This window comes from Enterobacter sp. BIDMC 26, assembly GCF_000534435.1.
GTDB lineage: Bacteria > Pseudomonadota > Gammaproteobacteria > Enterobacterales > Enterobacteriaceae > Enterobacter > Enterobacter ludwigii.
On the sequence record NZ_KI973182.1, the window covers coordinates 4769810 to 4794659 of the forward strand.

The 24850-nt window shown below is 54.8% G+C and carries 24 protein-coding genes and 1 other annotated feature; of the genes, 18 read left to right on the forward strand and 6 right to left on the reverse strand.

Features of this window, described 5'->3' with window-relative positions; genetic code table 11:
* The first annotated feature begins 178 nt into the window (after positions 1 to 178).
* Both sltY and trpR read left to right on the forward strand, forming a co-directional pair.
* Entirely contained in the window at positions 179 to 2116 is a 1938-nt protein-coding gene (gene sltY, locus L462_RS01220) for a murein transglycosylase (protein ID WP_014168547.1), read from the forward strand.
* A 54-nt stretch (positions 2117 to 2170) separates the two neighbouring features.
* On the forward strand, positions 2171 to 2500 hold the full coding sequence (trpR, locus tag L462_RS01215) for a trp operon repressor (RefSeq protein WP_020885267.1): 330 nt from the start codon (positions 2171 to 2173) through the stop codon (positions 2498 to 2500).
* Here trpR and yjjX read toward each other — a convergent pair.
* Positions 2491 to 3006: an inosine/xanthosine triphosphatase gene (gene yjjX / locus L462_RS01210; RefSeq protein WP_032679593.1), complete on the reverse strand. Its 516-nt coding sequence runs from the start codon at positions 3004 to 3006 to the stop codon at positions 2491 to 2493. The two genes, trpR and yjjX, sit on opposite strands and share 10 nt — an antisense overlap.
* Positions 3007 to 3056: 50 nt before the next feature.
* On the opposite strand from yjjX, the gene gpmB reads away from it, so the two are divergent.
* A complete protein-coding gene (gene gpmB, locus L462_RS01205) occupies positions 3057 to 3704 on the forward strand; it encodes a 2,3-diphosphoglycerate-dependent phosphoglycerate mutase GpmB (protein WP_014168550.1) in 648 nt (215 codons plus the stop codon).
* Here the strand turns inward: gpmB and robA are convergent.
* Entirely contained in the window at positions 3701 to 4570 is an 870-nt protein-coding gene (gene robA / locus L462_RS01200; RefSeq protein ID WP_014168551.1) for an MDR efflux pump AcrAB transcriptional activator RobA, read from the reverse strand. The genes gpmB and robA overlap by 4 nt on opposite strands.
* A gap of 211 nt (positions 4571 to 4781) precedes the next feature.
* On the opposite strand from robA, the gene creA reads away from it, so the two are divergent.
* From creA to creD, 4 genes are read left to right on the forward strand one after another with little or no spacing between them, the layout of a single operon-like run.
* Positions 4782 to 5252 (forward strand): protein CreA, encoded by a 471-nt coding sequence (gene creA, locus L462_RS01195; RefSeq protein ID WP_014168552.1) that lies wholly within the window; start codon positions 4782 to 4784, stop codon positions 5250 to 5252.
* A 14-nt stretch (positions 5253 to 5266) separates the two neighbouring features.
* Positions 5267 to 5956 carry a two-component system response regulator CreB gene (creB, locus tag L462_RS01190; RefSeq protein WP_014168553.1) on the forward strand — a complete coding sequence of 230 codons (690 nt, stop codon included), beginning with the start codon at positions 5267 to 5269 and terminating at the stop codon, positions 5954 to 5956.
* Complete coding sequence (gene creC, locus L462_RS01185) at positions 5956 to 7380, forward strand: two-component system sensor histidine kinase CreC (RefSeq protein ID WP_032679594.1); 1425 nt, start codon at positions 5956 to 5958, stop codon at positions 7378 to 7380. The genes creB and creC overlap by 1 nt, the downstream gene beginning before the upstream one ends.
* Positions 7381 to 7436: 56 nt before the next feature.
* The gene (gene creD / locus L462_RS01180) at positions 7437 to 8789 is read left to right on the forward strand and encodes a cell envelope integrity protein CreD (RefSeq protein ID WP_032679595.1); all 1353 of its coding nucleotides are present in this window, start codon (positions 7437 to 7439) and stop codon (positions 8787 to 8789) included.
* Positions 8790 to 8831: 42 nt separating this feature from the next.
* Here the strand turns inward: creD and arcA are convergent, their stop codons facing one another.
* A complete protein-coding gene (gene arcA, locus L462_RS01175) occupies positions 8832 to 9548 on the reverse strand; it encodes a two-component system response regulator ArcA (protein WP_003856501.1) in 717 nt (238 codons plus the stop codon).
* A gap of 95 nt (positions 9549 to 9643) precedes the next feature.
* Between arcA and yjjY the strand changes: the two genes are divergently transcribed.
* From yjjY to L462_RS01150, 7 genes are all read left to right on the forward strand, one after another.
* The gene (gene yjjY, locus L462_RS25265; RefSeq protein WP_001541509.1) at positions 9644 to 9784 is read left to right on the forward strand and encodes a YjjY family protein; all 141 of its coding nucleotides are present in this window, start codon (positions 9644 to 9646) and stop codon (positions 9782 to 9784) included.
* 399 nt (positions 9785 to 10183) lie between these two features.
* Entirely contained in the window at positions 10184 to 10870 is a 687-nt protein-coding gene (locus L462_RS01170; protein WP_032679596.1) for a tRNA/rRNA methyltransferase, read from the forward strand.
* Between the two features lie 211 nt (positions 10871 to 11081).
* Positions 11082 to 11150, forward strand: a complete 69-nt coding sequence (thrL, locus tag L462_RS24790) for a thr operon leader peptide (RefSeq protein WP_015572623.1) — start codon at positions 11082 to 11084, stop codon at positions 11148 to 11150.
* Positions 11089 to 11206, forward strand: a sequence feature (Thr leader region). It overlaps the preceding gene by 62 nt.
* Before the next feature lie 24 nt (positions 11207 to 11230).
* A complete protein-coding gene (gene thrA / locus L462_RS01165) occupies positions 11231 to 13693 on the forward strand; it encodes a bifunctional aspartate kinase/homoserine dehydrogenase I (RefSeq protein ID WP_032679597.1) in 2463 nt (820 codons plus the stop codon).
* Between the two features lies 1 nt (position 13694).
* A complete protein-coding gene (thrB, locus tag L462_RS01160) occupies positions 13695 to 14624 on the forward strand; it encodes a homoserine kinase (RefSeq protein ID WP_014168558.1) in 930 nt (309 codons plus the stop codon).
* Positions 14625 to 14627: 3 nt separating this feature from the next.
* Positions 14628 to 15914 (forward strand): threonine synthase, encoded by a 1287-nt coding sequence (gene thrC, locus L462_RS01155; RefSeq protein WP_032679598.1) that lies wholly within the window; start codon positions 14628 to 14630, stop codon positions 15912 to 15914.
* A 211-nt stretch (positions 15915 to 16125) separates the two neighbouring features.
* Positions 16126 to 16425, forward strand: coding sequence for a DUF2502 domain-containing protein (locus tag L462_RS01150; RefSeq protein ID WP_020882537.1), 300 nt, complete (start codon positions 16126 to 16128; stop codon positions 16423 to 16425).
* 31 nt (positions 16426 to 16456) lie between these two features.
* Here L462_RS01150 and yaaA read toward each other — a convergent pair whose 3' ends face one another.
* A complete protein-coding gene (yaaA, locus tag L462_RS01145) occupies positions 16457 to 17230 on the reverse strand; it encodes a peroxide stress protein YaaA (RefSeq protein WP_032679599.1) in 774 nt (257 codons plus the stop codon).
* 66 nt (positions 17231 to 17296) lie between these two features.
* Positions 17297 to 18727: an alanine/glycine:cation symporter family protein gene (locus L462_RS01140; protein WP_032679600.1), complete on the reverse strand. Its 1431-nt coding sequence runs from the start codon at positions 18725 to 18727 to the stop codon at positions 17297 to 17299.
* Positions 18728 to 18989: 262 nt separating this feature from the next.
* Between L462_RS01140 and tal the strand changes: the two genes are divergently transcribed.
* The 3 genes from tal (at position 18990) to L462_RS01125 (ending at position 22087) form a co-directional block, all read left to right on the forward strand.
* Positions 18990 to 19943: a transaldolase gene (tal, locus tag L462_RS01135; protein ID WP_014168563.1), complete on the forward strand. Its 954-nt coding sequence runs from the start codon at positions 18990 to 18992 to the stop codon at positions 19941 to 19943.
* 111 nt (positions 19944 to 20054) lie between these two features.
* Complete coding sequence (gene mog, locus L462_RS01130) at positions 20055 to 20642, forward strand: molybdopterin adenylyltransferase (RefSeq protein ID WP_020882540.1); 588 nt, start codon at positions 20055 to 20057, stop codon at positions 20640 to 20642.
* A 122-nt stretch (positions 20643 to 20764) separates the two neighbouring features.
* Complete coding sequence (locus tag L462_RS01125; RefSeq protein WP_032679601.1) at positions 20765 to 22087, forward strand: MFS transporter; 1323 nt, start codon at positions 20765 to 20767, stop codon at positions 22085 to 22087.
* On the opposite strand, the gene satP is transcribed toward L462_RS01125, so the two are convergent.
* Positions 22064 to 22630: an acetate uptake transporter gene (satP, locus tag L462_RS01120; RefSeq protein WP_020882542.1), complete on the reverse strand. Its 567-nt coding sequence runs from the start codon at positions 22628 to 22630 to the stop codon at positions 22064 to 22066. The genes L462_RS01125 and satP overlap by 24 nt on opposite strands.
* A 297-nt stretch (positions 22631 to 22927) precedes the next feature.
* Between satP and dnaK the strand changes: the two genes are divergently transcribed.
* On the forward strand, positions 22928 to 24841 hold the full coding sequence (dnaK, locus tag L462_RS01115) for a molecular chaperone DnaK (RefSeq protein WP_014168568.1): 1914 nt from the start codon (positions 22928 to 22930) through the stop codon (positions 24839 to 24841).
* Positions 24842 to 24850 lie beyond the last annotated feature (9 nt).

Here is a 24850-nt window from a genome sequence, read left to right on the forward strand (position 1 = left end):
GTGTAGCCTTTTTCCCGTCCTAATCCCAGCCAGGAACGTCGGGAGTGTTAAAACGCGCAAGAAAGGTAAAAAAGTGTCCGCAACGTGGCGCGTTGCAGGATGCCTGGTTAGCATAAGTTAATTAGACTTTGACGTGGCAAGACGCTGCAATTGACGAAAAAACAATGAGGAAGAGCTTGTGGGAAAAGCCAAACAGGTGGTCTGGCGTCTGCTGGCTGCCAGCGTATGCGTGATGGCGGCAAGCCAGGCGGTGCATGCCGATTCACTGGATGAACAACGTAATCGCTACGCCCAGATTAAACAGGCGTGGGACAATAAGCAGATGGATACCGTGCAGGCGCTGATGCCGACCTTAAAAGCGTATCCTCTCTATCCGTATCTGGAGTATCGGCAGATCACTGACGATCTCATGAATCAACCCACGGTCACCGTGAATAACTTTATTCAGGCGAACCCGACGCTGCCACCCGCGCGGACGCTGCAGTCTCGTTTTGTGAACGAACTGGCACGTCGTGAAGACTGGCGTGGGCTGCTGGCGTTTAGCCCGGAAAAACCGAACACCACCGAAGCCCAGTGTAACTATTACTATGCGAAGTGGGTTACCGGACAGCAGGAAGAGGCCTGGGCGGGTGCGAAAGATCTGTGGTTGACCGGAAAAAGCCAGCCAAATGCCTGTGATTCCCTCTTTGGCGCATGGCGTGCGTCAGGTAAGCAGGATCCGCTGGCGTACCTTGAACGTATTCGCCTGGCGATGAAAGCCGGAAACACGCGGCTGGTTACCACGCTTGCGGGACAAATGCCGTCTGATTATCAGACGATCTCAACCGCCGTCATCGCCCTGGCGAACGATCCGAACAGCGTACTGACCTTTGCCCGCAGCACCGGCGCGACCGATTTTACCCGCCAGATGGCCGCGGTGGCTTTTGCCAGCGTGGCGCGTGACGACGTGGAAAATGCGCGGCTGATGATCCCGCAGCTGGTGCAGGCGCAGCAGCTCAATGAAGATCAAACTCAGGAGCTGCGCGACATTGTGGCGTGGCGACTGATGAGCACCGATGTAACCGACGAGCAGGCGCGCTGGCGAGACGATGCGATTATGCGTTCGAACTCCACGTCGCTGGTGGAACGCCGCGTGCGTATGGCGCTGGGGACGGGCGATCGCCGGGGGCTGAATACCTGGCTTGCGCGTCTGCCAATGGATGCCAAAGAGAAAGACGAATGGCGTTACTGGCAGGCGGATCTGCTGATGGAGCGCGGGCGTGACGATGAAGCCAAAGAGATCCTCCATGCGCTGATGCAGCAGCGTGGGTTCTACCCGATGGCGGCCGCGCAGCGACTGGGTGAGGAGTACACGTTCCGCATTGATAAAGCACCTGCTAACGCCAACCCGGCGTTGACTCAGGGGCCAGAAATGGCGCGCGTTCGCGAGCTGATGTACTGGAACATGGACAATACCGCCCGTAGCGAATGGGCGAATCTGGTGACCAGCCGTACGACCGATGAGAAGGCACAGCTTGCCCGCTATGCCTTTGATAACCACTGGTGGGATCTGAGCGTGCAGGCAACGATCGCCGGCAAGCTGTGGGATCATCTCGAAGAGCGTTTCCCGCTGGCCTATAAAGATCTGTTTGAGCGCTACACCAGCGGTAAAGACATTCCGCAAAGCTACGCCATGGCCATTGCCCGTCAGGAGAGTGCGTGGAACCCGAAAGTCCGTTCTCCGGTTGGGGCCAGCGGCCTGATGCAGGTGATGCCGGGAACCGCGACGCACACGGTGAAGATGTTTAACATCCCGGGATACAGCAGCCCGTCACAGCTGCTGGATCCGGAGACCAACATCAATATCGGTACCAGCTACCTGCAGTATGTTTATCAGCAGTTCGGCAATAACCGCATCTTCTCCTCAGCGGCGTATAACGCAGGCCCGGGCCGCGTGCGCACCTGGCTTGGCAACAGCGCCGGGCGCATTGACGCCGTCGCGTTTGTGGAAAGTATTCCGTTCTCGGAAACCCGCGGCTATGTGAAGAACGTATTGGCTTATGACGCCTACTATCGCTATTTCATGGGACAAAAAGATACCCTGATGAGCGATGCTGAGTGGCAGAGACGTTACTGATGGGGCGGGTTGTGTTATGCTGTACTCGTTAATGAGTACAACAGGCGACATAACATGACCCAGCATTCCCCGTATTCCTCGGCAATGGCCGAACAACGTCATCAGGAGTGGCTTCGTTTTGTGGAGTTGCTCCGCCAGTCTTACGACCAGGATCTGCATTTGCCTTTATTACAGCTGATGCTGACGCCGGATGAGCGTGAAGCCCTGGGCACACGCGTGCGGATCATCGAAGAGCTGTTGCGCGGTGAGATGAGCCAGCGTGAGCTTAAAAATGAGCTGGGCGCGGGTATCGCAACGATCACCCGCGGATCGAACAGCCTGAAATCCGCGCCGGTGGAACTGCGTCAGTGGCTGGAGTCTGTGCTGCTGGGCGCTCAGCGATAAATCACGTTATGGAACGGGCTCAGGGCCAGAATCACCGCCTGGTGGTAAACGCCTGAACGCGTCAGCGCGCCAGCGGTAAAGACGCCAATCGCGCCTTCTTTGCGGCCAATTTCATCGATGCCGGTGTACTGAGACATCACCGGCCCGAGCGCTTCACCCGCGGACACTTTTTCCAGAATGATTTTTGGCAGCGGCAGGGTTGCTGAACGCGCTTCTCCACGCTGTTCACGGTTCTCGATGACCACCCAGCTGAACGTCGCGCCTTCGTCGATACCCGCTTCAATTGCCACCCAGAAGTCAGCATCCGGTGCGGCAGCCCTGGCGTTTGCCACGCGATTTCGTGCGCCAGCGCGCGTTTCCTCGCTGCCAAACGGCTGTTCAGGCACGCCGCTCTCGACGCCGATGGCATCAATATGGCAGGATCCTTCGCCGAAAATCTCTTCGAATGCCCTTAGAATTGCCTGAATTTTGGCAGGATTGGTGGTAGCAGAGACAACATGGTGCATAATTAAGCTCGATTCAAAAAAAACTCATCGCAGTATAACGGAAAAAAAGCATGTTACAGGTATACCTTGTTCGCCACGGTGAGACGCAGTGGAACGCCGAGCGACGTATTCAAGGCCAGTCAGACAGTCCTCTTACTGAAAAGGGTGTGCAGCAGGCGTGGCAGGTGGCAGAACGCGCCAGAACGCTGGGCATTACGCATGTTATCACCAGCGACTTAGGTCGCACACAGCAGACGGCGCGCATCATTGCCGATGCCTGTGGTTGTGATGTCATGATCGAGCCGCGTCTGCGCGAGCTGGATATGGGCGTGCTGGAAAAACGGCATATCGATACGCTGACGGAAACGGAAGAGGGCTGGCGTCGCACGCTGGTCAACGGCACCGAAGATGGCCGTATTCCGGAAGGCGAATCCATGCAGGAGCTGAGCGTGCGCATGCATGCCGCGCTGGCGGAATGCCTGAAGCTTCCGGCCGGGAGCCGTCCGCTGCTGGTGAGTCACGGTATTGCGCTGGGCTGCCTGGTGAGCACGATTCTGGGGTTACCTGCGTATGCAGAGCGCCGTTTGCGTCTGCGCAACTGCTCTATTTCCCGTATCGACTATCAGGAAAGCGCGTGGCTGGCGTCAGGTTGGGTCGTAGAGATGGCAGGGGACATTTCGCATCTTGATGCCCCTGCACTTGACGAACTTCAGCGTTAACGACGTATCGGAATTAAGAATTCCATACGCAGATTGATGGGGCCTTCTTCCGGTTTAGCATCGCTTGCCGGATAGTAGCGCTCAATATCCTGACCTTTACGGCGATTCAGGTTCAGCATTGGCATGCAGGTTCCGTAAACGGTCAGGATAAATTCCTGTACACCCGTTCCCAGCCCTTCATAAGCGAACATCACGTATTCGCCGCCTTCCAGCACCACGGGCTTTGAACCCTGAATATAGCCATTCGCCAGCTCTGGCGTTAACGCGGTGGTGTAGAACACCTCCTGCTCGTCGTCTTTTTCCTGGCTTGGGTGCGTTTCGTTGAGACCATACAGGATGGGCGGGATCGCCGGTGCATGGCTCAGGAAGTCGCGCCAGAACTGAACGCGCATCTGATGACGGAATTCTGAAATCTGCTCCAGCGAACAGGAGTAGCTTTGCGTCGTACCAATCAGGTGCGTTTCTGGCAGGGTGATAAATTCATATTTCGGCATTGCAAACTCACCCAGACGCAACGGCGGACGCATGCCAAACGAGCTCCAGTCAGGCGAGCGGCGATAGAGCGCTGGCGTTAACGAGAACTGTTTTTTAAAGGCGCGGGTAAAGGTTTGCTGCGAGTCGAAACGATATTGCAGTGCAATATCCAGAATCGGCCGCGCGGTCAGGCGTAATGCCACCGCTGATTTTGACAGACGACGTGCGCGGATATAGGCCCCGATAGCATGACCGGTGACATCCTTGAACATCCTTTGCAGATGCCACTTGGAATAGCCTGCTTTAGCCGCCACATTATCCAGTGACAAAGGCTGGTCGAGGTGACCTTCCAGCCAGGTGAGCAGGTCGCGAATAATTCCAGCCTGATCCATATACTATCCTCATCCTTAAAACAGCAGGTGCCTGATAACAGGTTAGCGGATAATAGCATTTTTTGATGTTTTAGCATTCAGTGTTTTTTTTGCTCATTAATGCCTTTTGTTCCTCGTTTTGGGTGAATATATTCTAATCCTGTGATCTTGCTACATTTTTGTCTACAGTGTTGAATAATCGCTCAGCGTAATTCTTAAAAATGGTAACAATATGAAATACAAGACTTTGATCTTCACTGCCCTGATGTTGACGGTGGGGCACGCCGCGCAGGCGGAACAGATTGGTTCTGTCGATACCGTTTTCAAAGTGTTCGGCCCGGACCACAAGATTGTGGTGGAGGCGTTTGACGATCCGGACGTGAAAAACGTCACCTGCTACGTTAGTCGGGCGAAAACCGGGGGCATTAAAGGCGGGCTTGGGCTGGCTGAAGATACCTCCGATGCGGCAATCTCCTGCCAGCAGGTCGGTCCTGTGGAGTTGAGTGACAAAATCAAAAACGGCAAAGCGCAGGGCGACGTTGTGTTCCAGAAACGGACCTCGCTGGTGTTTAAAAAGCTGCAGGTGGTGCGTTTTTATGACGCCAAACGCAACACGCTCGCCTATCTGGCCTATTCCGACAAAGTGGTTGAAGGCTCACCGAAAAACGCCATCAGCGCCGTGCCGATCATGCCATGGCACTAATTCAGGGATGAATCATGCAGCAACCTCTGGTCTGGCTGGTTGAGGACGAAATCAGTATTGCCGACACGCTACTCTACATGCTTCAGCAGGAGGGGTTTGCGGTGAAGGCTTTCGGGCGTGGGTTACCGGTACTGGAAGAGGCGCGGCGGCAGGTTCCCGCGCTGGCGATTCTGGATGTCGGGTTGCCTGACATCAGCGGCTTTGAACTCTGCCGCCAGCTTCTGGCGCAGCATCCGTCACTGCCGATCCTGTTCCTGACGGCGCGAAGTGACGAGGTGGATAAGCTGCTCGGGCTGGAGATGGGCGCGGATGATTATGTCGCTAAACCCTTCTCCCCGCGTGAAGTCTGTGCCCGGGTGAGGACTATTCTACGGCGGTTACAAAAATCCACCGCCCCTGCCGAGATCGTGCGTATCGGGCAGTTTGAACTGAACGAACCCGCCGCCAGAATCAGCTGGTATGGGGAGCCTTTACCGCTCACGCGCTACGAATTCCTGCTGCTCAAAACATTGTTGCAGGCGCCGGGCCGGGTCTTTTCTCGCCAGCAGCTTATGGACAAAGTGTGGGGCGAAGACGGCGATAGCTTCGATCGTACCGTGGATACGCATATCAAAACCTTGCGCGCCAAGCTGCGCGCGGTCAATGACGGGCTTTCGCCCATCAGTACCCATCGCGGGATGGGTTACAGTCTGGGGCTTTATTAATGCGTATTGGCATGCGTCTGCTGCTGGGCTATTTCCTGATTGTCGCTATCGCCGCGTGGTTTGTGCTGTCTATCTTCGTGCAGGAGGTCAAGCCCGGCGTGCGCAGAGCCACCGAAGGCACGCTGATTGACACCGCGACCCTTCTGGCGGAAGTGGGGCGAGACGACCTGCTCGCAGGCAATCCGCAGCAGGGCCAGCTGGCTCAGGCTTTTTCTCGGCTCCATCAGCGGCCGTTTCGCGCCAACATTGGCGGCATTCATAAAGTCCGCAACGAGTACCACGTCTACATGACCGACGCCACGGGCAAGGTGGTGTTTGATTCGGCGGGCCTGGCGGTAGGAAAAGACTACTCCCGCTGGAATGACGTCTGGCTGACGCTTCGCGGGGAATATGGCGCGCGCAGCACCCAGAGCAACCCTGACGATCCGGAAAGTACGGTGATGTATGTTGCCGCACCGGTCATGGACAGGGGCAACATTATCGGCGTGCTGTCGGTCGGAAAACCTAACAGCGCCATGGCGCCGGTTATTCACCGTAGCGAGCGGCGGATCCTGTGGGCGGGTGGGGCACTGCTCGGGATTGCCCTGCTGATTGGTCTGCTGGTGGCGGGATGGATCAATCGTTCCATTGGCAGATTGTCGCGCTATGCCGATGCGGTGACCACGGACACGCCTCTCCCGCTGCCTAACCCCGGCAGCAGTGAGCTACGAAAGCTGGCGCAGGCGCTGGAAAATATGCGCATTCGCCTCGAGGGTAAGAATTACATCGAGCATTATGTGCATGCGCTTACTCACGAACTCAAAAGCCCGCTGGCGGCAATCCGCGGCGCGGCAGAGATCCTTAATGAGCAGCCACCGCCGGCGGTGGCCGCGCGGTTTATCGATAATATTCTGGTGCAAAACGCGCGTATGCAGTCGCTGGTGGAAAAACTGCTCTCTCAGGCGCGTCTTGAAAACCGGGTAGAGATAGAGCCGGTGAGCGTGAGTATCAGCACGCTGTTTTCACGGCTTGCGGATTCACGCTCCGCCGTTATCACGGCGAAAAATATCATCCTGACCTGCCAGCCCACTTCGCTGCAGGTGCAGGGCGACCCCGAGCTGCTTGAACAGGCCCTGGGCAATTTGCTGGATAACGCCATCGATTTTACTCCGCAGGGCGGGACGCTTCAGCTGGCTGCCGAGGAGACGCCAACCGAGATCCGGCTTACCGTAAGCGACAGCGGAAGCGGGATCCCGGACTATGCCATGGCGCGTATTTTTGAACGTTTTTACTCGCTCCCTCGCGAGAACGGGTTGAAAAGCAGCGGGCTGGGTCTGGCATTCGTGCAGGAGGTGGCGCGTCTGCATCAGGGGGACATTGCTCTGCATAACCAACCAGAAGGCGGCATGAAAGCCACGCTGACACTTCACCGTCACTTCACATAACTTCAAACTGGCCCCACATAGCCCCGGTACGCTCTCCACATCACAAAGGAGACGTAATGATGAAATCCCCCCTGTTCTGGAAAGTAAGCACCCTGCTGGGGTGCATTCTGCTGTTGTTAGTCCCGCTCTTTATGGTCAGTAACCTGATTTCGGAGCGTGAGAGCTACCGTAACGATGTTGAACACTCGCTTCGCCAAAGCACCAGCGGGCCGCAAAAGCTGGTAGGGCCGCTGATTGCCATTCCTGTCACCGAGGTTTTTTACAAACTTGAGGATGAGAAAAAGGTCGAATACAAAAAAAGCTACCTGCACTTTATCCTGCCGGAATCTCTGCTCGTTGAGGGAAATCAGCACGTGGAGTCCAGAAGCATCGGTATTTATGACGGGCAAATCTGGAACACCGATCTCAAAATAAAAGCGCAGTTTTCGACGGAGAAAATGGCGCAGCTGAAGGGCGAAACCATGACGCTGGGGCAGCCATTCCTGGTGATTGGCGTGGGTGATGCCCGGGGCATTGGTACGGTGAAGGTCGCAAAAATCAACGGTGAGACGCTCAGCGTAGAACCGGGAACCGGCGTGTATGGCACACTTGCCGGTATTCATATTCCGCTGAGTGATAAAGCCCTTGAGCCGAAAACGCTCGCTCTTGATATGTCGTTTAACCTGGCGGGGACGGGCAGTTTTGCGGTGGTGCCGGTCGGGCGTAACAGTGAAATGACGCTGAGCAGTAACTGGCCGCACCCGGGATTTATGGGATACTATCTGCCTGTTAAGCATCAGATTAGCGAGTCTGGTTTCCAGGCAAACTGGCAGAGCAGCTGGTTTGCTAACAATATGCAAAGCTGGTTCGCCGAGGGCGAGTCACCGGAATGGAGTTCTATCCCGGCCTTTAGCGTGACGGTTGCCACGCCAGCGGATCAGTACCAGCTGACAGACCGCGCGATCAAGTACGCTATTTTACTGATTGCCCTGACGTTTATGGCCTTCTTCGTGTTCGAAACCCTTACCGGATTGCGTCTGCACCCAATGCAGTATCTGCTTGTAGGGTTGTCGCTGGTCCTGTTCTATTTCGTCTTACTTGCCCTGTCTGAGCATGTCGGGTTTACGCCGGCCTGGATTATTGCAAGCCTTGTCGGCGCGATGATGAATGGTGTGTACCTGCAGGCGGTACTGAAAAGCTGGAGGCGAAGCGGGGTGTTTATTCTGGCGCTGCTGGGGCTGGATGTCGTGATGTGGTTCCTGCTGCGTTCTGAGGACAGCGCGTTGCTGCTGGGAGCTGCCGTACTGGCGATGGCACTGTTTGCGGTCATGTACCTGACGCGTCACCTTGACTGGTATTCGCTCTCTCAGCCGAAGCGTCCCGTCCCCCCCGTTGAACCTGATGCGGATACGATGCGAGTCTGGAAATAAAAAACGGCGCGAAAGCGCCGTTTTTTTACTTCAGTTGCCGGATTACTCCTGCAGGTCGCCGCAGAAACGATAACCTTCACCGTGAATAGTGGCGATAATTTCCGGCGTATCAGGCGTAGATTCGAAATGTTTACGGATACGACGGATGGTCACGTCTACGGTACGGTCGTGCGGCTTCAGCTCACGGCCGGTCATTTTCTTCAGCAGTTCTGCACGGGACTGAATTTTGCCCGGATTTTCACAGAAGTGCAGCATCGCGCGGAATTCACTGCGCGGCAGTTTATACTGCTCACCGTTCGGGCTAATCAGTGAACGGCTATTGATATCAAGTTCCCAGCCGTTGAACTTGTAGCTGTCTACGCTACGACGCTCTTCGCTGACCGTGCCCAGGTTCATGGTGCGGGACAGCAGGTTGCGTGCACGAATGGTTAACTCGCGTGGATTAAACGGTTTAGTGATGTAGTCATCCGCACCGATTTCCAGGCCAAGGATTTTATCAACTTCGTTATCACGGCCTGTCAGGAACATTAACGCGACGTTCGCCTGTTCACGCAGTTCGCGCGCCAGAAGAAGGCCGTTTTTGCCCGGCAGGTTGATATCCATGATCACCAGGTTGATATCATTTTCAGAAAGGATCTGATGCATCTCTGCGCCATCGGTCGCTTCAAAGACATCGTAGCCTTCTGCTTCGAAAATGCTCTTTAACGTGTTGCGTGTTACCAACTCGTCTTCAACGATAAGAATGTGCGGGGTCTGCATGTTTGCTACCTAAATTGCCAACTAAATCGAAACAGGAAGTACAAAAGTCCCTGACCTGCCTGATGCATGTCGCAAATTAACATGACCGGCCTAACGTGACTAAAGTACGTAATTGCGTTCTTGATGCACTTTCCATCAACGTCAACAACATCATTAGCTTGGTCGTGGGTACTTTCCCTTTGGACCCGACAGTGTCAAAAACGGCTGTCATCCTAACCATTTTAACAGCAACATAACAGGCTAAGTGACACCAGACACCCAATAAAACTACGCTTCGTTGACATATATCAAGTTCAATTGTAGCACGTTAACAGTTTGATGAAATCATCGTAGCCGAATGCTAGCCTTTGTCACAATTTTTCAATAAACCAACTAGTTGCGTACCTTGATTTATAAACGATACGAATCCAATCAGAAAAGAGTATTCATGAGGTCATTACCATTATAAAACATAAGGATAATAGCCTTCTGTTAACATTCTAACTGATTGTTCAGCCACAAAATAGTTTAGCGTTTTTAATTTGTTCTGAAACGCTATTTCGGTGATTTGTGTTGCATTTTTGTAAATTCGCGCCGCGTAATATGTTGAAGTGCATCACATTCTTACCCGCTAACTGATTAAAAAGAGAGCATAAATGCATCTGTCGATTGTACTGGTCGCCCCAGCCAGAGCCGAAAATATAGGCGCTGCGGCGCGTGCCATGAAGACCATGGGGTTTACCGATCTTCGCATCGTGGACAGCCAGGCGCACCTCGAGCCCGCGGCCCGTTGGGTGGCGCACGGTTCAGGGGATATTCTCGATAATATAACCACTTACGACACGCTCGCCGCTGCGCTGCACGACATTTCTTTTACCGTGGCGACCACGGCACGCAGCCGGGCAAAGTTCCACTATTACGCCACGCCGGCGGAACTGGTGCCGATGTTAACGGAGAAAAGCCAGTGGCTGACGAAGGCCGCGCTGGTCTTTGGGCGGGAAGATTCCGGTCTGACGAACGAGGAGCTGGCGTTGGCGGACGTCCTGACCGGTGCGCCGATGGTGGCGGATTATCCGTCGCTGAATTTAGGCCAGGCGGTAATGGTGTATTGCTATCAATTAGCCTCCCTAATACAAATTCCTCAACCCCAGGCTGAAGGGGCAGATGAAAACCAGCTGGCCGCACTGCGCGCTCGCGTTGACCATCTGTTATTACAACTCGGTGTCGCGGAAGATCAAAAAATGGCGGACTGGTTGCATCAGCGACTTGGGCGTCTTGAGCAGCGAGACACGGCAATGTTGCACCGTTTGCTGCATGATATTGAAAAAAAATTGGCCGAGTAAAATGCTGTCATAAGTTTTTACTATGGCGTATCCGTCTGTGCGGATGGGTTGCGTCTGGGAGAATCGGATGAAAATAAATCTGCAAGCAGCGGGACGTGAGAGCGTCCCGAATTGTGATCAAATTAAAAATTCATTGACTTAAGGTGCCCAATCCTTTAACCCTAAAAGAATACAGCACAGACAGATAATAATGACAGAGTACACAACATCCATGAAACGCATCAGCATCACCACCATTACAACAACCATCATCATTACCACAGGAAATGATGCGGGCTGACGCGTACAGGAAAAACAGAAAAAAGCCCGCACCCAAACAGTGCGGGCTTTTTTTTCGGCTAAAGGAAACGAGGTAGAACCATGCGAGTGTTGAAGTTCGGCGGTACATCAGTGGCAAATGCAGAACGTTTTCTGCGTGTTGCCGATATCCTGGAGAGCAACGCCAGGCAGGGGCAGGTCGCGACCGTGCTCTCTGCCCCGGCAAAAATCACCAACCACCTGGTGGCGATGATTGAAAAGACCATCGGTGGCCAGGATGCACTCCCGAACTTAAGCGACGCCGAGCGTATCTTCGCTGAGCTGCTGCAGGGACTGGCGGAGGCGCAGCCGGGTTTCCCGCTCGCACAGCTGAAATCGTTTGTTGAGCAAGAGTTCGCCCAAATCAAACACGTGCTGCACGGTATCAGCCTTTTAGGTCAGTGCCCGGACAGCATCAACGCGGCGTTAATCTGCCGTGGTGAAAAATTGTCGATTGCCATCATGGCGGGCCTGCTGGAAGCGCGTGGCCACAATGTGTCGGTTATCGATCCCGTTGAAAAACTGCTGGCAGTGGGTCACTACCTCGAGTCTACCGTTGATATAGCCGAATCAACCCGCCGCATTGCCGCGAGCAAAATTCCGTCTGACCATATGATCCTGATGGCGGGCTTCACCGCCGGAAACGAGAAGGGTGAACTCGTCGTACTGGGCCGTAACGGCTCCGACTACTCTGCTGCCGTGCTGGCAGCCTGTTTGCGCGCCGACTGTTGTGAGATCTGGACGGACGTCGACGGTGTATACACCTGCGATCCGCGCCAGGTACCGGACGCCAGGCTGCTGAAATCGATGTCATACCAGGAAGCGATGGAGCTTTCCTACTTCGGCGCTAAAGTTCTTCACCCTCGCACCATCTCTCCCATTGCCCAGTTCCAGATCCCTTGCCTGATTAAAAACACCGGTAACCCGCAAGCGCCGGGCACGCTGATTGGCGCCAGTACTGATGAAGACGGCCTGCCGGTGAAAGGCATTTCTAACCTGAACAATATGGCCATGTTCAGCGTTTCCGGCCCGGGAATGAAAGGCATGGTCGGTATGGCGGCCCGCGTTTTCGCGGCCATGTCCCGCAACGGTATCTCGGTTGTGCTGATCACTCAGTCCTCTTCTGAATACAGCATCAGCTTCTGCGTACCGCAGGGGGATTGTCTGCGCGCCCGTCGTGCGCTGGAAGAAGAGTTTTACCTTGAGCTGAAAGAAGAGCTGCTGGAGCCGCTTTCTATCCAGGAACGCCTGGCGGTTATCTCGGTTGTGGGCGACGGTATGCGTACGCTGCGCGGTATCTCGGCCAAATTCTTTGCGGCGCTGGCCAGGGCCAACATCAACATTGTGGCCATCGCCCAGGGGTCATCTGAGCGTTCAATCTCGGTGGTTGTTGATAACGACGATGCAACAACCGGCGTTCGCGTGGTTCATCAGATGCTGTTCAACACCGATCAGGTGATCGAGCTGTTCCTGATTGGCGTGGGCGGTGTGGGTGGCGCGCTGCTGGAGCAGGTGAAGCGTCAGCAGGAGTGGTTGAAGAAAAAGCACATTGATCTGCGCGTGTGCGGTATCGCGAACTCAAAAGCGCTGCTGACCAACGTTCATGGTCTGAACCTGGAAAACTGGCAGACTGAGCTGAATGATGCCAAAGAGCCCTTTAATCTGGGCCGGTTGATCCGCCTGGTGAAAGAGTATCACCTGCTTAACCCGGTCATTGTCGACTGTACCTCGAACCAGGCGGTGGCCGATCAGTACGCCGATTTCCTGCGCGAAGGTTTCCACGTGGTGACGCCAAACAAAAAGGCCAACACCTCGTCGATGGATTACTATCACCAGCTCCGTCTGGCGGCGAGCAAGTCACGGCGTAAGTTCCTCTACGACACCAACGTGGGCGCGGGCCTGCCGGTGATCGAGAACCTGCAAAACCTGCTGAACGCGGGGGATGAACTGCAGCGTTTCTCCGGCATTCTTTCCGGCTCGCTGTCGTTTATCTTCGGCAAGCTGGATGAGGGCATGAGCCTGTCGGAAGCGACCCGTGCCGCGCGTGAACTGGGGTACACCGAGCCGGATCCGCGAGACGATCTCTCCGGTATGGATGTGGCGCGTAAGTTGCTCATACTGGTGCGTGAAACGGGCCGTGAGCTGGAGCTTTCCGATATCGTGATTGAGCCTGTTCTGCCTGCCGGGTTTGACGACAGCGGTGACGTGAACACCTTTATGGCCAATTTAGCGCAGCTAGACGACGCCTTTGCCGCACGCGTTGCGAAAGCCCGTGATGAAGGTAAGGTATTGCGCTATGTTGGCAATATTGAAGACGATGGTATGTGCCGCGTGAAGATTGCTGAAGTGGATGGCAACGACCCGCTGTTCAAAGTAAAAAACGGCGAAAACGCCCTCGCGTTTTACAGCCACTATTATCAGCCACTGCCGCTGGTGCTTCGCGGCTATGGCGCAGGGAATGATGTTACCGCGGCGGGTGTATTTGCCGATTTGCTGCGTACCCTGTCATGGAAGTTAGGAGTTTAACATGGTGAAAGTTTATGCCCCGGCTTCCAGCGCCAATATGAGCGTCGGATTTGATGTGCTGGGTGCGGCGGTGACGCCGGTGGATGGTTCGCTGCTGGGCGATACGGTAACGGTTGAAGCGGCAGAGAGCTTTAGCCTGAATAACGTGGGCCGCTTCGCCAGCAAACTGCCGACAGACCCGCGCGAGAATATCGTTTATCAGTGCTGGGAGCGGTTCTGTCAGGAGATTGGCAAAAATGTGCCGGTCGCCATGACGCTGGAAAAAAGTATGCCGATTGGCTCTGGCCTGGGTTCCAGCGCTTGCTCCGTGGTCGCCGGACTGGTGGCCATGAATGAGCACTGCGGCAAGCCACTGAATAATAACCGTCTGCTCGGGTTAATGGGCGAGCTGGAAGGGCGCATCTCCGGCAGCATTCATTATGACAACGTCGCCCCCTGCTTCCTCGGCGGTATGCAGCTGATGATTGAAGAAAATGGCATCATCAGCCAGCAGGTGCCAGGGTTTGATGAGTGGCTGTGGGTGCTGGCCTATCCCGGCATTAAGGTATCCACCGCTGAAGCGCGTGCGATCCTGCCTGCGCAGTATCGTCGTCAGGACTGTATCGCTCACGGACGTCATCTGGCCGGCTTTATTCACGCCTGCTACACCCGTCAGCCGCAGCTGGCAGCAAAATTAATGAAAGACGTTATCGCCGAGCCGTACCGCACTAAGCTGCTGCCTGGCTTTAACGAGGCGCGACAGGCGTCAATGGATACCGGCGCCCTGGCGTGCGGTATCTCCGGCTCCGGCCCGACGCTGTTCGCCCTGTGCGATAAGCCAGACACGGCGCAGCGCGTGGCGGACTGGCTCTCTAAACACTACCTGCAAAATCAGGAAGGCTTTGTTCATATTTGCCGTCTGGACACGGCTGGCGCACGAGTACTGGGATAACGAATGAAACTCTACAACCTTAAAGATCATAACGAGCAGGTCAGCTTCGCGCAGGCGGTGACTCAGGGACTGGGCAAAAATCAGGGGCTGTTCTTCCCCCATGACCTGCCGGAATTTCAGCTGACCGACATTGATGAACTGCTGAAGCAGGACTTTGTCACCCGCAGCACTAAAATTCTCTCTGCCTTTATCGGCGATGAAATCCCGCAGGAGCTGCTGGAAGAGCGCGTGCGTGCAGCGTTCGCTTTCCCGGCACCGGTTAAGCAGGTTGAGCCGGATGTCGGCTGCCTTGAGCTGTTCCATGGTCCAACCCTGGCGTTTAAAGACTTCGGTGGCCGCTTTATGGCGCAGATGCTGACCCACATCAGCGGCGACAAACCGGTAACGATTCTGACGGCGACCTCCGGCGATACCGGTGCGGCCGTTGCCCATGCGTTCTATGGTCTGAAGAACGTTCGCGTGGTGATCCTCTACCCGAAAGGCAAAATCAGTCCGCTGCAGGAAAAACTGTTCTGTACGCTCGGGGGCAACATTGAAACCGTGGCGATTGACGGCGATTTCGATGCCTGTCAGGCGCTGGTCAAGCAGGCCTTCGATGATGAAGAGCTGAAAGTGGCGCTGGGTCTGAACTCGGCGAACTCCATTAACATCAGCCGCCTGCTGGCGCAGATCTGCTACTACTTCGAAGCGGTTGCACAGCTGCCACAGGAGGCGCGCAATCAGCTGGTCGTCTCCGTACCAAGCGGCAACTTTGGTGACCTGACGGCGGGCCTGCTGGCGAAATCGCTCGGCCTGCCGGTAAAACGCTTTATCGCCGCCACCAACGCCAACGACACCGTGCCGCGCTTCCTGAAAGACGGTAAATGGGCACCGAACGCCACGCAGGCGACGCTTTCGAATGCGATGGACGTAAGCCAGCCGAACAACTGGCCGCGTGTGGAAGAGCTGTTCCGCCGTAAGGTCTGGCGTCTGGGCGATCTGGGTTACGCCGCGGTGACGGATGAGACCACCAAAGCCACTATGCGTGAGCTGAAAGCGGCGGGGTACACCTCTGAACCGCATGCGGCGATCGCTTACCGTGCGCTGCGCGATCAGCTGAATCCGGGGGAGTATGGCCTGTTCCTGGGAACGGCTCATCCGGCGAAGTTCAAAGAGAGCGTGGAAGTGATTCTGGGTGAAACGCTGCCGCTGCCAAAAGAGCTGGCCGAGCGTGCGGATCTGCCGCTGCTTTCGCATGAACTGCCCGCGGATTTCGCCGCGCTGCGTAAGTTGATGATGACGCGCGGATAACGGTTCTGTCCTCCTGTGCAGGCCGGGTAAGGTGAAACTTACCCGGCTTTTTTTATGGAGAAATTAAGGAGAAAAATAGCAGTAAAAAAGCAGAAATTCCCAATAAATGCGGTCACTTAGCGATTAGGATTGCAGAGAATAACATCCCCCGTCCTCCTCACGTATTCTCCTTACATCGGCCCACATCGGGTAAATGAATAAGGAGTCACCTATGTCTAAACTGAAACCTGCTCTGCTGGTGCTTTCAATGATGCTGGTCGCTCCGATGGCGGTTCAGGCCTCTGAAATCACCCTCGTCCCTGCGGTAAAACTGCAGATTGGCGATCAGGATAATCGTGGTCACTACTGGGATGGTGGTCGCTGGCGCGACCATGACTGGTGGAAGGCTCACTATGACTGGCGCGATAATCACTGGCGCCCACATGACGAGCATCACGATCGTCATCATGATGACCACCATCACGATCGTCACGACGACCCGCGTCCTGGCCCGGACTGGAAACACCATTAATGCAAAACCCCGCCATCTGGCGGGGTTTGTTTTACTGCTCGTGGCGCTTAAACACCAGTTCGCCTTTTCCCGACGCTTCTTCATCGAAGAAGTAGCCTTCGCTGTTGAAGCCGGTCAATTGCTCCGGCTTCGTCAGGCGGTTCTGAATGATGTAGCGGCTCATCAACCCACGCGCTTTTTTGGCGTAGAAGCTGATGACCTTGAACTTGCCGTTTTTCTCATCGAGGAAAACGGGCTTGATAATTTCCGCATCCAGCTTTTTCGGCTTCACCGATTTGTAGTATTCATCGGAGGCCAGATTGATCACCACATTATCGCCCTGAGCACGCAGCGCAGCGTTCAGTTTGTCGGTGATGATATCGCCCCAGAAATGGTACAGATCTTTGCCTTTAGGGTTTTCCAGGCGGATACCCATCTCCAGACGATACGGCTGCATCAGGTCCAACGGGCGCAGCACGCCGTACAGACCTGACAACATACGCAGATGCTGCTGGGCGAAGTCGAAATCGGCTTCGCTAAAATCTTCCGCCTGCAGGCCGGTATACACATCACCTTTAAACGCCAGAAGCGCCTGGCGGGCGTTGTTCGGCGTGAAGTCCGGGTGCCACTCGTGGAAACGGGTCGCGTTAAGATCCGCCAGTTTGTCGCTGATGCTCATCAGCGAGGCAATTTGTGGCGCAGAGAGCTTACGCGCGATGTGAATCAGCTGTTGCGAATAGTCCAGCAGTTCAGGCTGGGTATAGCGCTCGGTGGCGAGCGGGCTCTGGTAATCGAGCGTTTTAGCAGGTGAAATCAGAATCAGCATATCCAGTCCTTGCAGGAAATTTAGAGCGACTTTAGCAAAAAATCGCCCTCAATTGATCGATAGCTGTTATTGCCGTGACAAATCATCCCAGGTGCCGGGCGCAATTTGCGCCTGGATGTCGGGATAACGCGAGGCATCAAAGACCGGCGGTACGCCCAGTTTGCGCTGACGAAGATAGTCCCGTGCAATAAGCGTAACCACGGGTGAGAGCAGCAGAATCGCCGTCAGGTTAGTGATGGCCATGAGCGCCATAAAGACATCCGCCAGTTGCCAGACTAGCGGCATGCTGAGCAGCGAACCTGCTAACACCATCAGTATCACCCCGAGGCGCAGTAGCGTGATCATACGGCGGGAGTCCACTTTCAGGAAAATAAGGTTATTTTCGGCGTAGAGGTAATTCACAACAATCGAGCTGAAGGCGAATAACAGCAGGATGAGCGAGACAAACCCGGCTCCCCAGCCGCCCGTCAGATTCACCAGTGCCTGCTGAAGCAGTTGTATGCCGGCTGTTTCCGATGAGTGAGGTACCGGGCCGGCCAGCAGCAGGATCATGGCGCTGGCGGAACAGATAATAATGGTGTCCGTAAAAACGCCAATCATCTGAACAATGCCTTGTGCCGCCGGGTGGGGCGGCCAGGACGCGGCGGCGGCGGCGGCATTGGGCGTTGATCCCATACCGGCTTCATTGGAGAACATTCCGCGCTGAAAGCCCGACATCAGCGCCTGGCTGAAGGTATAGCCCAGTGCGCCCGATGCCGCCTCGCGCCAGCCAAATGCGCTTTTGAAGATGGTTGCAATCACTTCCGGCACCTGCTCGATATGCCGTGCGGCGACGAACAGGCTGGCGGCAACCCATAGCAGCGCCATGACAGGCACCAGCCACTGCATCAGGCGGGCGACACCTTTTAGGCCGGTCGAAATGGTCAGCAGGATACAGAGGGCTAAAACAAGCCCGGTGATCCACTCCGGACACGCAAAGGCATAGCGCAAGGCATGGGCGACAGAATTCGCCTGAACGGTATTAAAAATCAGACCGTACGCGAGCAGTAAAAACAGCGAAAACAGCACGCCCATCCAGCGCATTCCTAAGCCACGCGCCATGTACCAGGCCGGGCCGCCGCGAAACTGTCCGTTTTTATCTTTTTCTTTGTAGAGTTGGGCGAGGGCGCTTTCGGCAAAGGAGGTGGCCATCCCGATAAGCGCCGTGACCCACATCCAGAAAACGGCGCCCGGGCCACCGGCGCTGATGGCCAATGCCACCCCTGCCATATTACCGCTGCCGAGGCGTGCGGCAATGCTGGTGCAGAGGGCCTGGAAAGAGGTTAATCCGCCCGGCTGGGGCGTGACGCTGTTTTTCAGACTTCTGCCAAATTTGCGAATATAACGAAACTGGATAAACCCGCTGCGTAGCGTAAACCAAATACCTGCACCCAGCAGCAGGTATATCATTATCGAACCCCAAAGGACTTCATTAATAAAGAAAAGAAAATCAGGCATTAACGTCCCTCTTGTTGATGCCAAAATGAATATGTAAGCGCTACCACTGATTGGACATGCTGTTACTTAGCAGCCTGTTAATATTCTGAGTTTATCATACTCTGTCTAAGCGCACTGTCTGCGGTTGCGCTACCCCTCCGTCGTGTTATCATCAGGGCAGACCGGTTACATCCCCCTAACAAGTAAACCTGTCATTTTTCCGCTGCAGGCATGCTGTCGGTAGCGTGAATTATCCAGGGCACGTTAAAAGAGAAACACTATCATGACGGATAAATTGACCTCCCTTCGTCAGTTCACCACTGTCGTAGCTGACACCGGAGATATCGCGGCAATGAAGCTGTACCAGCCGCAGGATGCCACCACCAACCCTTCTCTGATCCTTAACGCCGCACAGATCCCTGAGTATCGCAAACTGATTGACGACGCAGTGACCTGGGCGAAAGCACAGAGCAACGACCGCGCGCAGCAGGTTGTTGATGCCACTGATAAACTGGCCGTGAACATTGGTCTGGAAATTCTGAAACTGGTTCCTGGCCGCATCTCTACCGAAGTTGACGCACGTCTCTCCTACGACACCGAAGCGTCTATCGCCAAAGCAAAACGTCTGATCAAAATGTACAACGATGCCGGCATCAGCAATGACCGCATCCTGATCAAACTGGCGTCAACCTGGCAGGGTATTCGTGCAGCTGAACAGCTGGAAAAAGACGGTATCAACTGTAACCTGACGCTGCTGTTCTCCTTCGCACAGGCGCGTGCATGTGCGGAAGCCGGCGTATACCTGATTTCTCCATTCGTTGGCCGTATTCTGGACTGGTACAAAGCCAACACGGATAAGAAAGAGTACGCGGCATCTGAAGATCCAGGCGTCGTTTCCGTGACCGAAATCTACGAATACTACAAACAGCACGGTTATGAGACTGTGGTGATGGGCGCAAGCTTCCGTAACGTAGGTGAAATCATCGAACTGGCTGGCTGTGACCGCCTGACCATCGCCCCGGCACTGCTGAAAGAGCTGGCTGAAAGCGAAGGTGCTATCGAGCGTAAACTGTCCTACACCGGTGAAGTGAAAGCGCGTCCGGAGCGCATCACTGAATCTGAGTTCCTGTGGCAGCATAACCAGGATCCAATGGCTGTAGATAAACTGGCGGACGGTATCCGTAAGTTTGCTATCGACCAGGAAAAACTGGAAAAAATGATCGGCGACCTGCTGTAATCATTCTGCGTGACCGGGTCCCCGGTCACGCTACTTCTTTCGTACTCTGTCTGAATTTCCCCTCTGCGTGTATCATTCCCTTTAATCAGTACTTTTTTGAATGGAATGGATATGAATACCTTACGCATCGGCTTAGTGTCGATTTCTGACCGCGCCTCCAGCGGTGTTTATCAGGATAAAGGCATCCCCGCGCTGGAAGAATGGCTGGGCAGTGCGTTGACAACCCCCTTTGAGATCCAGACCCGCCTGATCCCTGACGAACAGCCAATTATCGAACAGACACTCTGTGAGCTGGTGGATGAGATGAGCTGCCACCTGGTATTGACTACGGGAGGCACCGGGCCTGCGCGCCGGGACGTCACTCCGGATGCCACGCTGGCGGTTGCCGATCGAGAGATGCCTGGCTTCGGTGAGCAGATGCGCCAGATCAGTCTACACTTTGTCCCGACGGCGATCCTCTCCCGTCAGGTCGGGGTGATCCGCAAGCAGGCATTGATTCTGAATTTGCCGGGCCAGCCGAAGTCCATCAAAGAGACGCTTGAAGGACTGAAAGCGGAAGATGGCAGCGTGATCGTGCACGGGATTTTTGCAAGTGTACCGTATTGTATACAGTTACTTGACGGCCCGTATGTAGAAACCGATGAGAAAGTGGTAGCAGCTTTTCGTCCGAAAAACGCTCGTCGCGAGACAATCTCCTGAAATTAATCAATATGTGACATTAGCTGAAGCGACGGTAGCGTGGTAAAGGTTTTACGGTATAGTAATTTTTTCTTTACGTTTGCTGTAAAAATAAATCCACAACACAAGCCAAATGGTTCGCTATGTCACATAACACCCGACCTCTGAATCGACAGGACTATAAAACTCTCACGCTCGCGGCCTTAGGCGGTGCGCTGGAGTTTTACGACTTTATCATCTTCGTCTTCTTCGCCGCCGTGGTGGGGGAGCTTTTCTTCCCGGCAGATATCCCGGAGTGGTTGCGCCAGGTGCAAACCTTCGGCATTTTTGCCGCCGGGTATCTGGCACGACCGCTGGGTGGCATTGTGATGGCCCACTTTGGTGACCTGGTCGGGCGTAAGAAGATGTTCACGCTCAGCATTTTACTGATGGCCGTGCCGACGCTGGCCATTGGTCTGCTGCCCACTTACGCCTCAATGGGCATTGTTGCTCCGCTGCTGCTGTTGCTGATGCGCATTCTTCAGGGGGCGGCAATTGGCGGCGAAGTGCCGGGGGCCTGGGTGTTTGTGGCGGAGCATGTGCCGGCGCGCCGCATCGGCATCGCCTGTGGAACCTTAACGGCGGGGCTGACTGTCGGTATCCTCCTCGGTTCAGTGTTGGCCACTATCGTGAATACCAGCATGACGCAACAGGCGGTTCACGACTGGGGATGGCGCGTACCGTTCCTGCTCGGCGGGGCGTTTGGCCTGGTGGCGATGTATCTTCGCCGCTGGCTGCAGGAGACACCTGTTTTCCTTGAGATGCAGCAGCGCAAGGCGCTGGCACAGGAGTTGCCGGTAAAAGCCGTGGTGGTGCGCCACCGGAGCGCGGTTGTGGTGTCGATGCTGCTCACCTGGCTACTGTCGGCGGGCATCGTGGTTGTTATCTTAATGTCTCCGGTATGGCTGCAAAAGCAGTACGGTTTTGCGCCGGCGGTAACGTTGCAGGCAAACAGTATCGCCACCATTATGCTCTGCTTTGGCTGTCTGGCCGCGGGGCTGGCCGTTGATCGTATCGGTGCCGGCCTGACTTTCATCATCGGCAGTCTGCTGCTGGCTGCGTCGAGCTGGGCGTTTTACCACCTGGCAGGCAGCCATCCTGAACAGCTGTTTCTGCTCTACGGTACGGTCGGGCTGTGCGTGGGGGTTGTCGGTGCAGTGCCGTATGTGATGGTGCGAGCTTTTCCGCCAGAGGTCCGCTTCACCGGGATCTCTTTCTCCTATAACGTCTCTTACGCCATCTTTGGCGGGCTGACGCCGATTGCGGTCACGGTGTTGATGGGAGTATCCCCGATGGCACCTGCCTGGTATGTGCTCGCGCTGTCGGTGATGGGGCTGGTGTTAGGCATTTGGCTTCGGCAGAAACAGGGATGTCGTGCCCGCGATGCGGACACGACAGAAGGATCAGTGTTTTTCACCAATCGGTAGAATGGTGCGGTCAAACTGCTCGTTCAGCACTTCACCCATTGCCAGGTAGATAGCGCTTGCGCCGCACACCAGACCAATCCAGCCGGCAATATGCACGATGCTTTCGTTATCCACGAGGTGGCCGATCGCCAGCAGGGCGAACAGCACGGTCAGGCTCAGGAAAACAAACTGCAATGCGCGGTTGCCTTTCAGGGTGCCGAAGAACATAAACAGCGTGAAGACGCCCCACAGACCGAGGTAAACGCCCAGGAAATGTGCGTTTGCCGCGTCTGCCAGGCCCATTTTAGGCATCAGCAGGATCGCGACCAGGGTCAGCCAGAAAGAACCATAAGAGGTGAATGCGGTTAAGCCGAAGGTGTTGCCTTTCTTATATTCCAGCAGGCCCGCGAAGATTTGCGCGATACCGCCGTAAAAAATGCCCATCGCCAGGATAATGCCATCCATCGGGAACATCCCGATGTTGTGCAGGTTCAGCAGGATAGTGGTCATGCCAAAACCCATCAGGCCCAGCGGAGCCGGATTAGCCAACTTAGTGTTGCCCATAAGTCCTCAAAAAAATCATCATTAATATGGTGAAATGGTTAAACCCGCGTCAGTTCTCCCTGACGGGGCGCGGCATCATAATGGGCGCAATCAATGCCGTCTATGATCTCATCAGGGTGAAATTAAAAATTTTTTTTACCGTTCCCCCTTGATGGACGCTGGCGCGACCCCATCTTGTAGTCAACCGCAGTGTGTGGACCTGAAAAAAATCAATTGTGGGCAGTTGAAAAAGCACGTTCTGCCCTTATTACAGGTACACAACCACATGTTGACTGAATTTTAAGTGGAGACGTTTAGATGGGTAAAATTATTGGTATCGACCTGGGTACTACCAACTCTTGTGTAGCGATTATGGATGGCACTACCGCACGCGTGCTGGAGAACGCCGAGGGCGATCGCACCACGCCTTCTATCATTGCTTATACCCAGGATGGTGAAACTCTGGTTGGTCAGCCGGCTAAACGTCAGGCAGTGACAAACCCGCAAAATACCCTGTTTGCGATTAAACGCCTGATTGGCCGCCGCTTCCAGGACGAAGAAGTTCAGCGTGACGTTTCTATCATGCCTTACAAAATCATCGCAGCAGATAACGGCGATGCATGGCTTGATGTGAAAGGCACCAAAACGGCACCACCGCAGATCTCTGCTGAAGTGCTGAAAAAAATGAAGAAAACCGCAGAAGATTACCTGGGTGAACCGGTAACTGAAGCTGTTATCACCGTTCCTGCTTACTTCAACGATGCTCAGCGTCAGGCAACGAAAGATGCTGGCCGTATCGCAGGTCTGGAAGTAAAACGTATCATCAACGAACCAACCGCAGCGGCACTGGCTTACGGTCTGGATAAAGAAGTTGGCAACCGTACTATCGCGGTTTACGACCTGGGTGGTGGTACTTTCGATATCTCTATTATCGAAATCGACGAAGTTGATGGCGAAAAAACCTTCGAAGTTTTGGCAACCAACGGTGATACCCACCTGGGTGGTGAAGACTTCGATACCCGTCTGATCAACTACCTCGTTGACGAGTTTAAGAAAGATCAGGGCATTGACCTGCGTAACGACCCGCTGGCAATGCAGCGCCTGAAAGAAGCCGCTGAGAAAGCGAAGATCGAACTGTCTTCCGCTCAGCAGACCGACGTGAACCTGCCGTATATCACTGCAGACGCGACCGGTCCTAAACACATGAACATTAAAGTGACCCGTGCGAAACTGGAAAGCCTGGTAGAAGACCTGGTGAACCGTTCCATCGAGCCACTGAAAGTCGCTCTGCAGGATGCTGGCCTGTCCGTGTCTGATATCAACGACGTTATCCTCGTCGGTGGCCAGACCCGTATGCCAATGGTTCAGAAGAAAGTGGCTGAATTCTTTGGTAAAGAGCCACGTAAAGACGTTAACCCGGACGAAGCAGTGGCTATCGGTGCTGCTGTTCAGGGTGGTGTGTTGACGGGTGATGTGAAAGACGTTCTGCTGCTGGACGTTACCCCGCTGTCTCTGGGTATCGAAACCATGGGCGGTGTGATGACGGCGCTTATCACCAAAAATACCACTATCCCTACTAAGCACAGCCAGGTGTTCTCTACTGCTGAAGACAACCAGTCTGCAGTAACCATCCATGTGCTGCAGGGTGAGCGTAAGCGTGCGGCGGATAACAAGTCACTGGGTCAGTTCAACCTGGATGGCATCAACCCGGCGCCACGCGGTATGCCGCAGATCGAAGTAACCTTCGATATCGATGCTGATGGTATCCTGCACGTTTCCGCGAAAGACAAAAACAGCGGTAAAGAGCAGAAGATCACCATTAAGGCCTCTTCCGGTCTGAACGAAGAAGAGATCCAGAAAATGGTTCGTGAAGCAGAAGCGAACGCGGAATCTGACCGTAAGTTCGAAGAGCTGGTTCAGACCCGCAACCAGGGCGACCATCTGCTGCACAGCACCCGTAAGCAGGTTGAAGAAGCCGGCGATAAACTGCCAGCTGAAGACAAAACGGCTATCGAAGCTGCACTGAGCGCGCTGGAAACGTCTCTGAAAGGCGAAGATAAAGCGGATATCGAAGCGAAGATGCAGGAGCTGGCACAGGCTTCTCAGAAGCTGATGGAAATCGCTCAGCAGCAGCACGCCCAACAGCAGGCTGGCGCTGACGCTTCTCAGAACAACGCGAAAGACGACGACGTTGTCGACGCTGAGTTCGAAGAAGTGAAAGACAAAAAATAATCGCCCTGA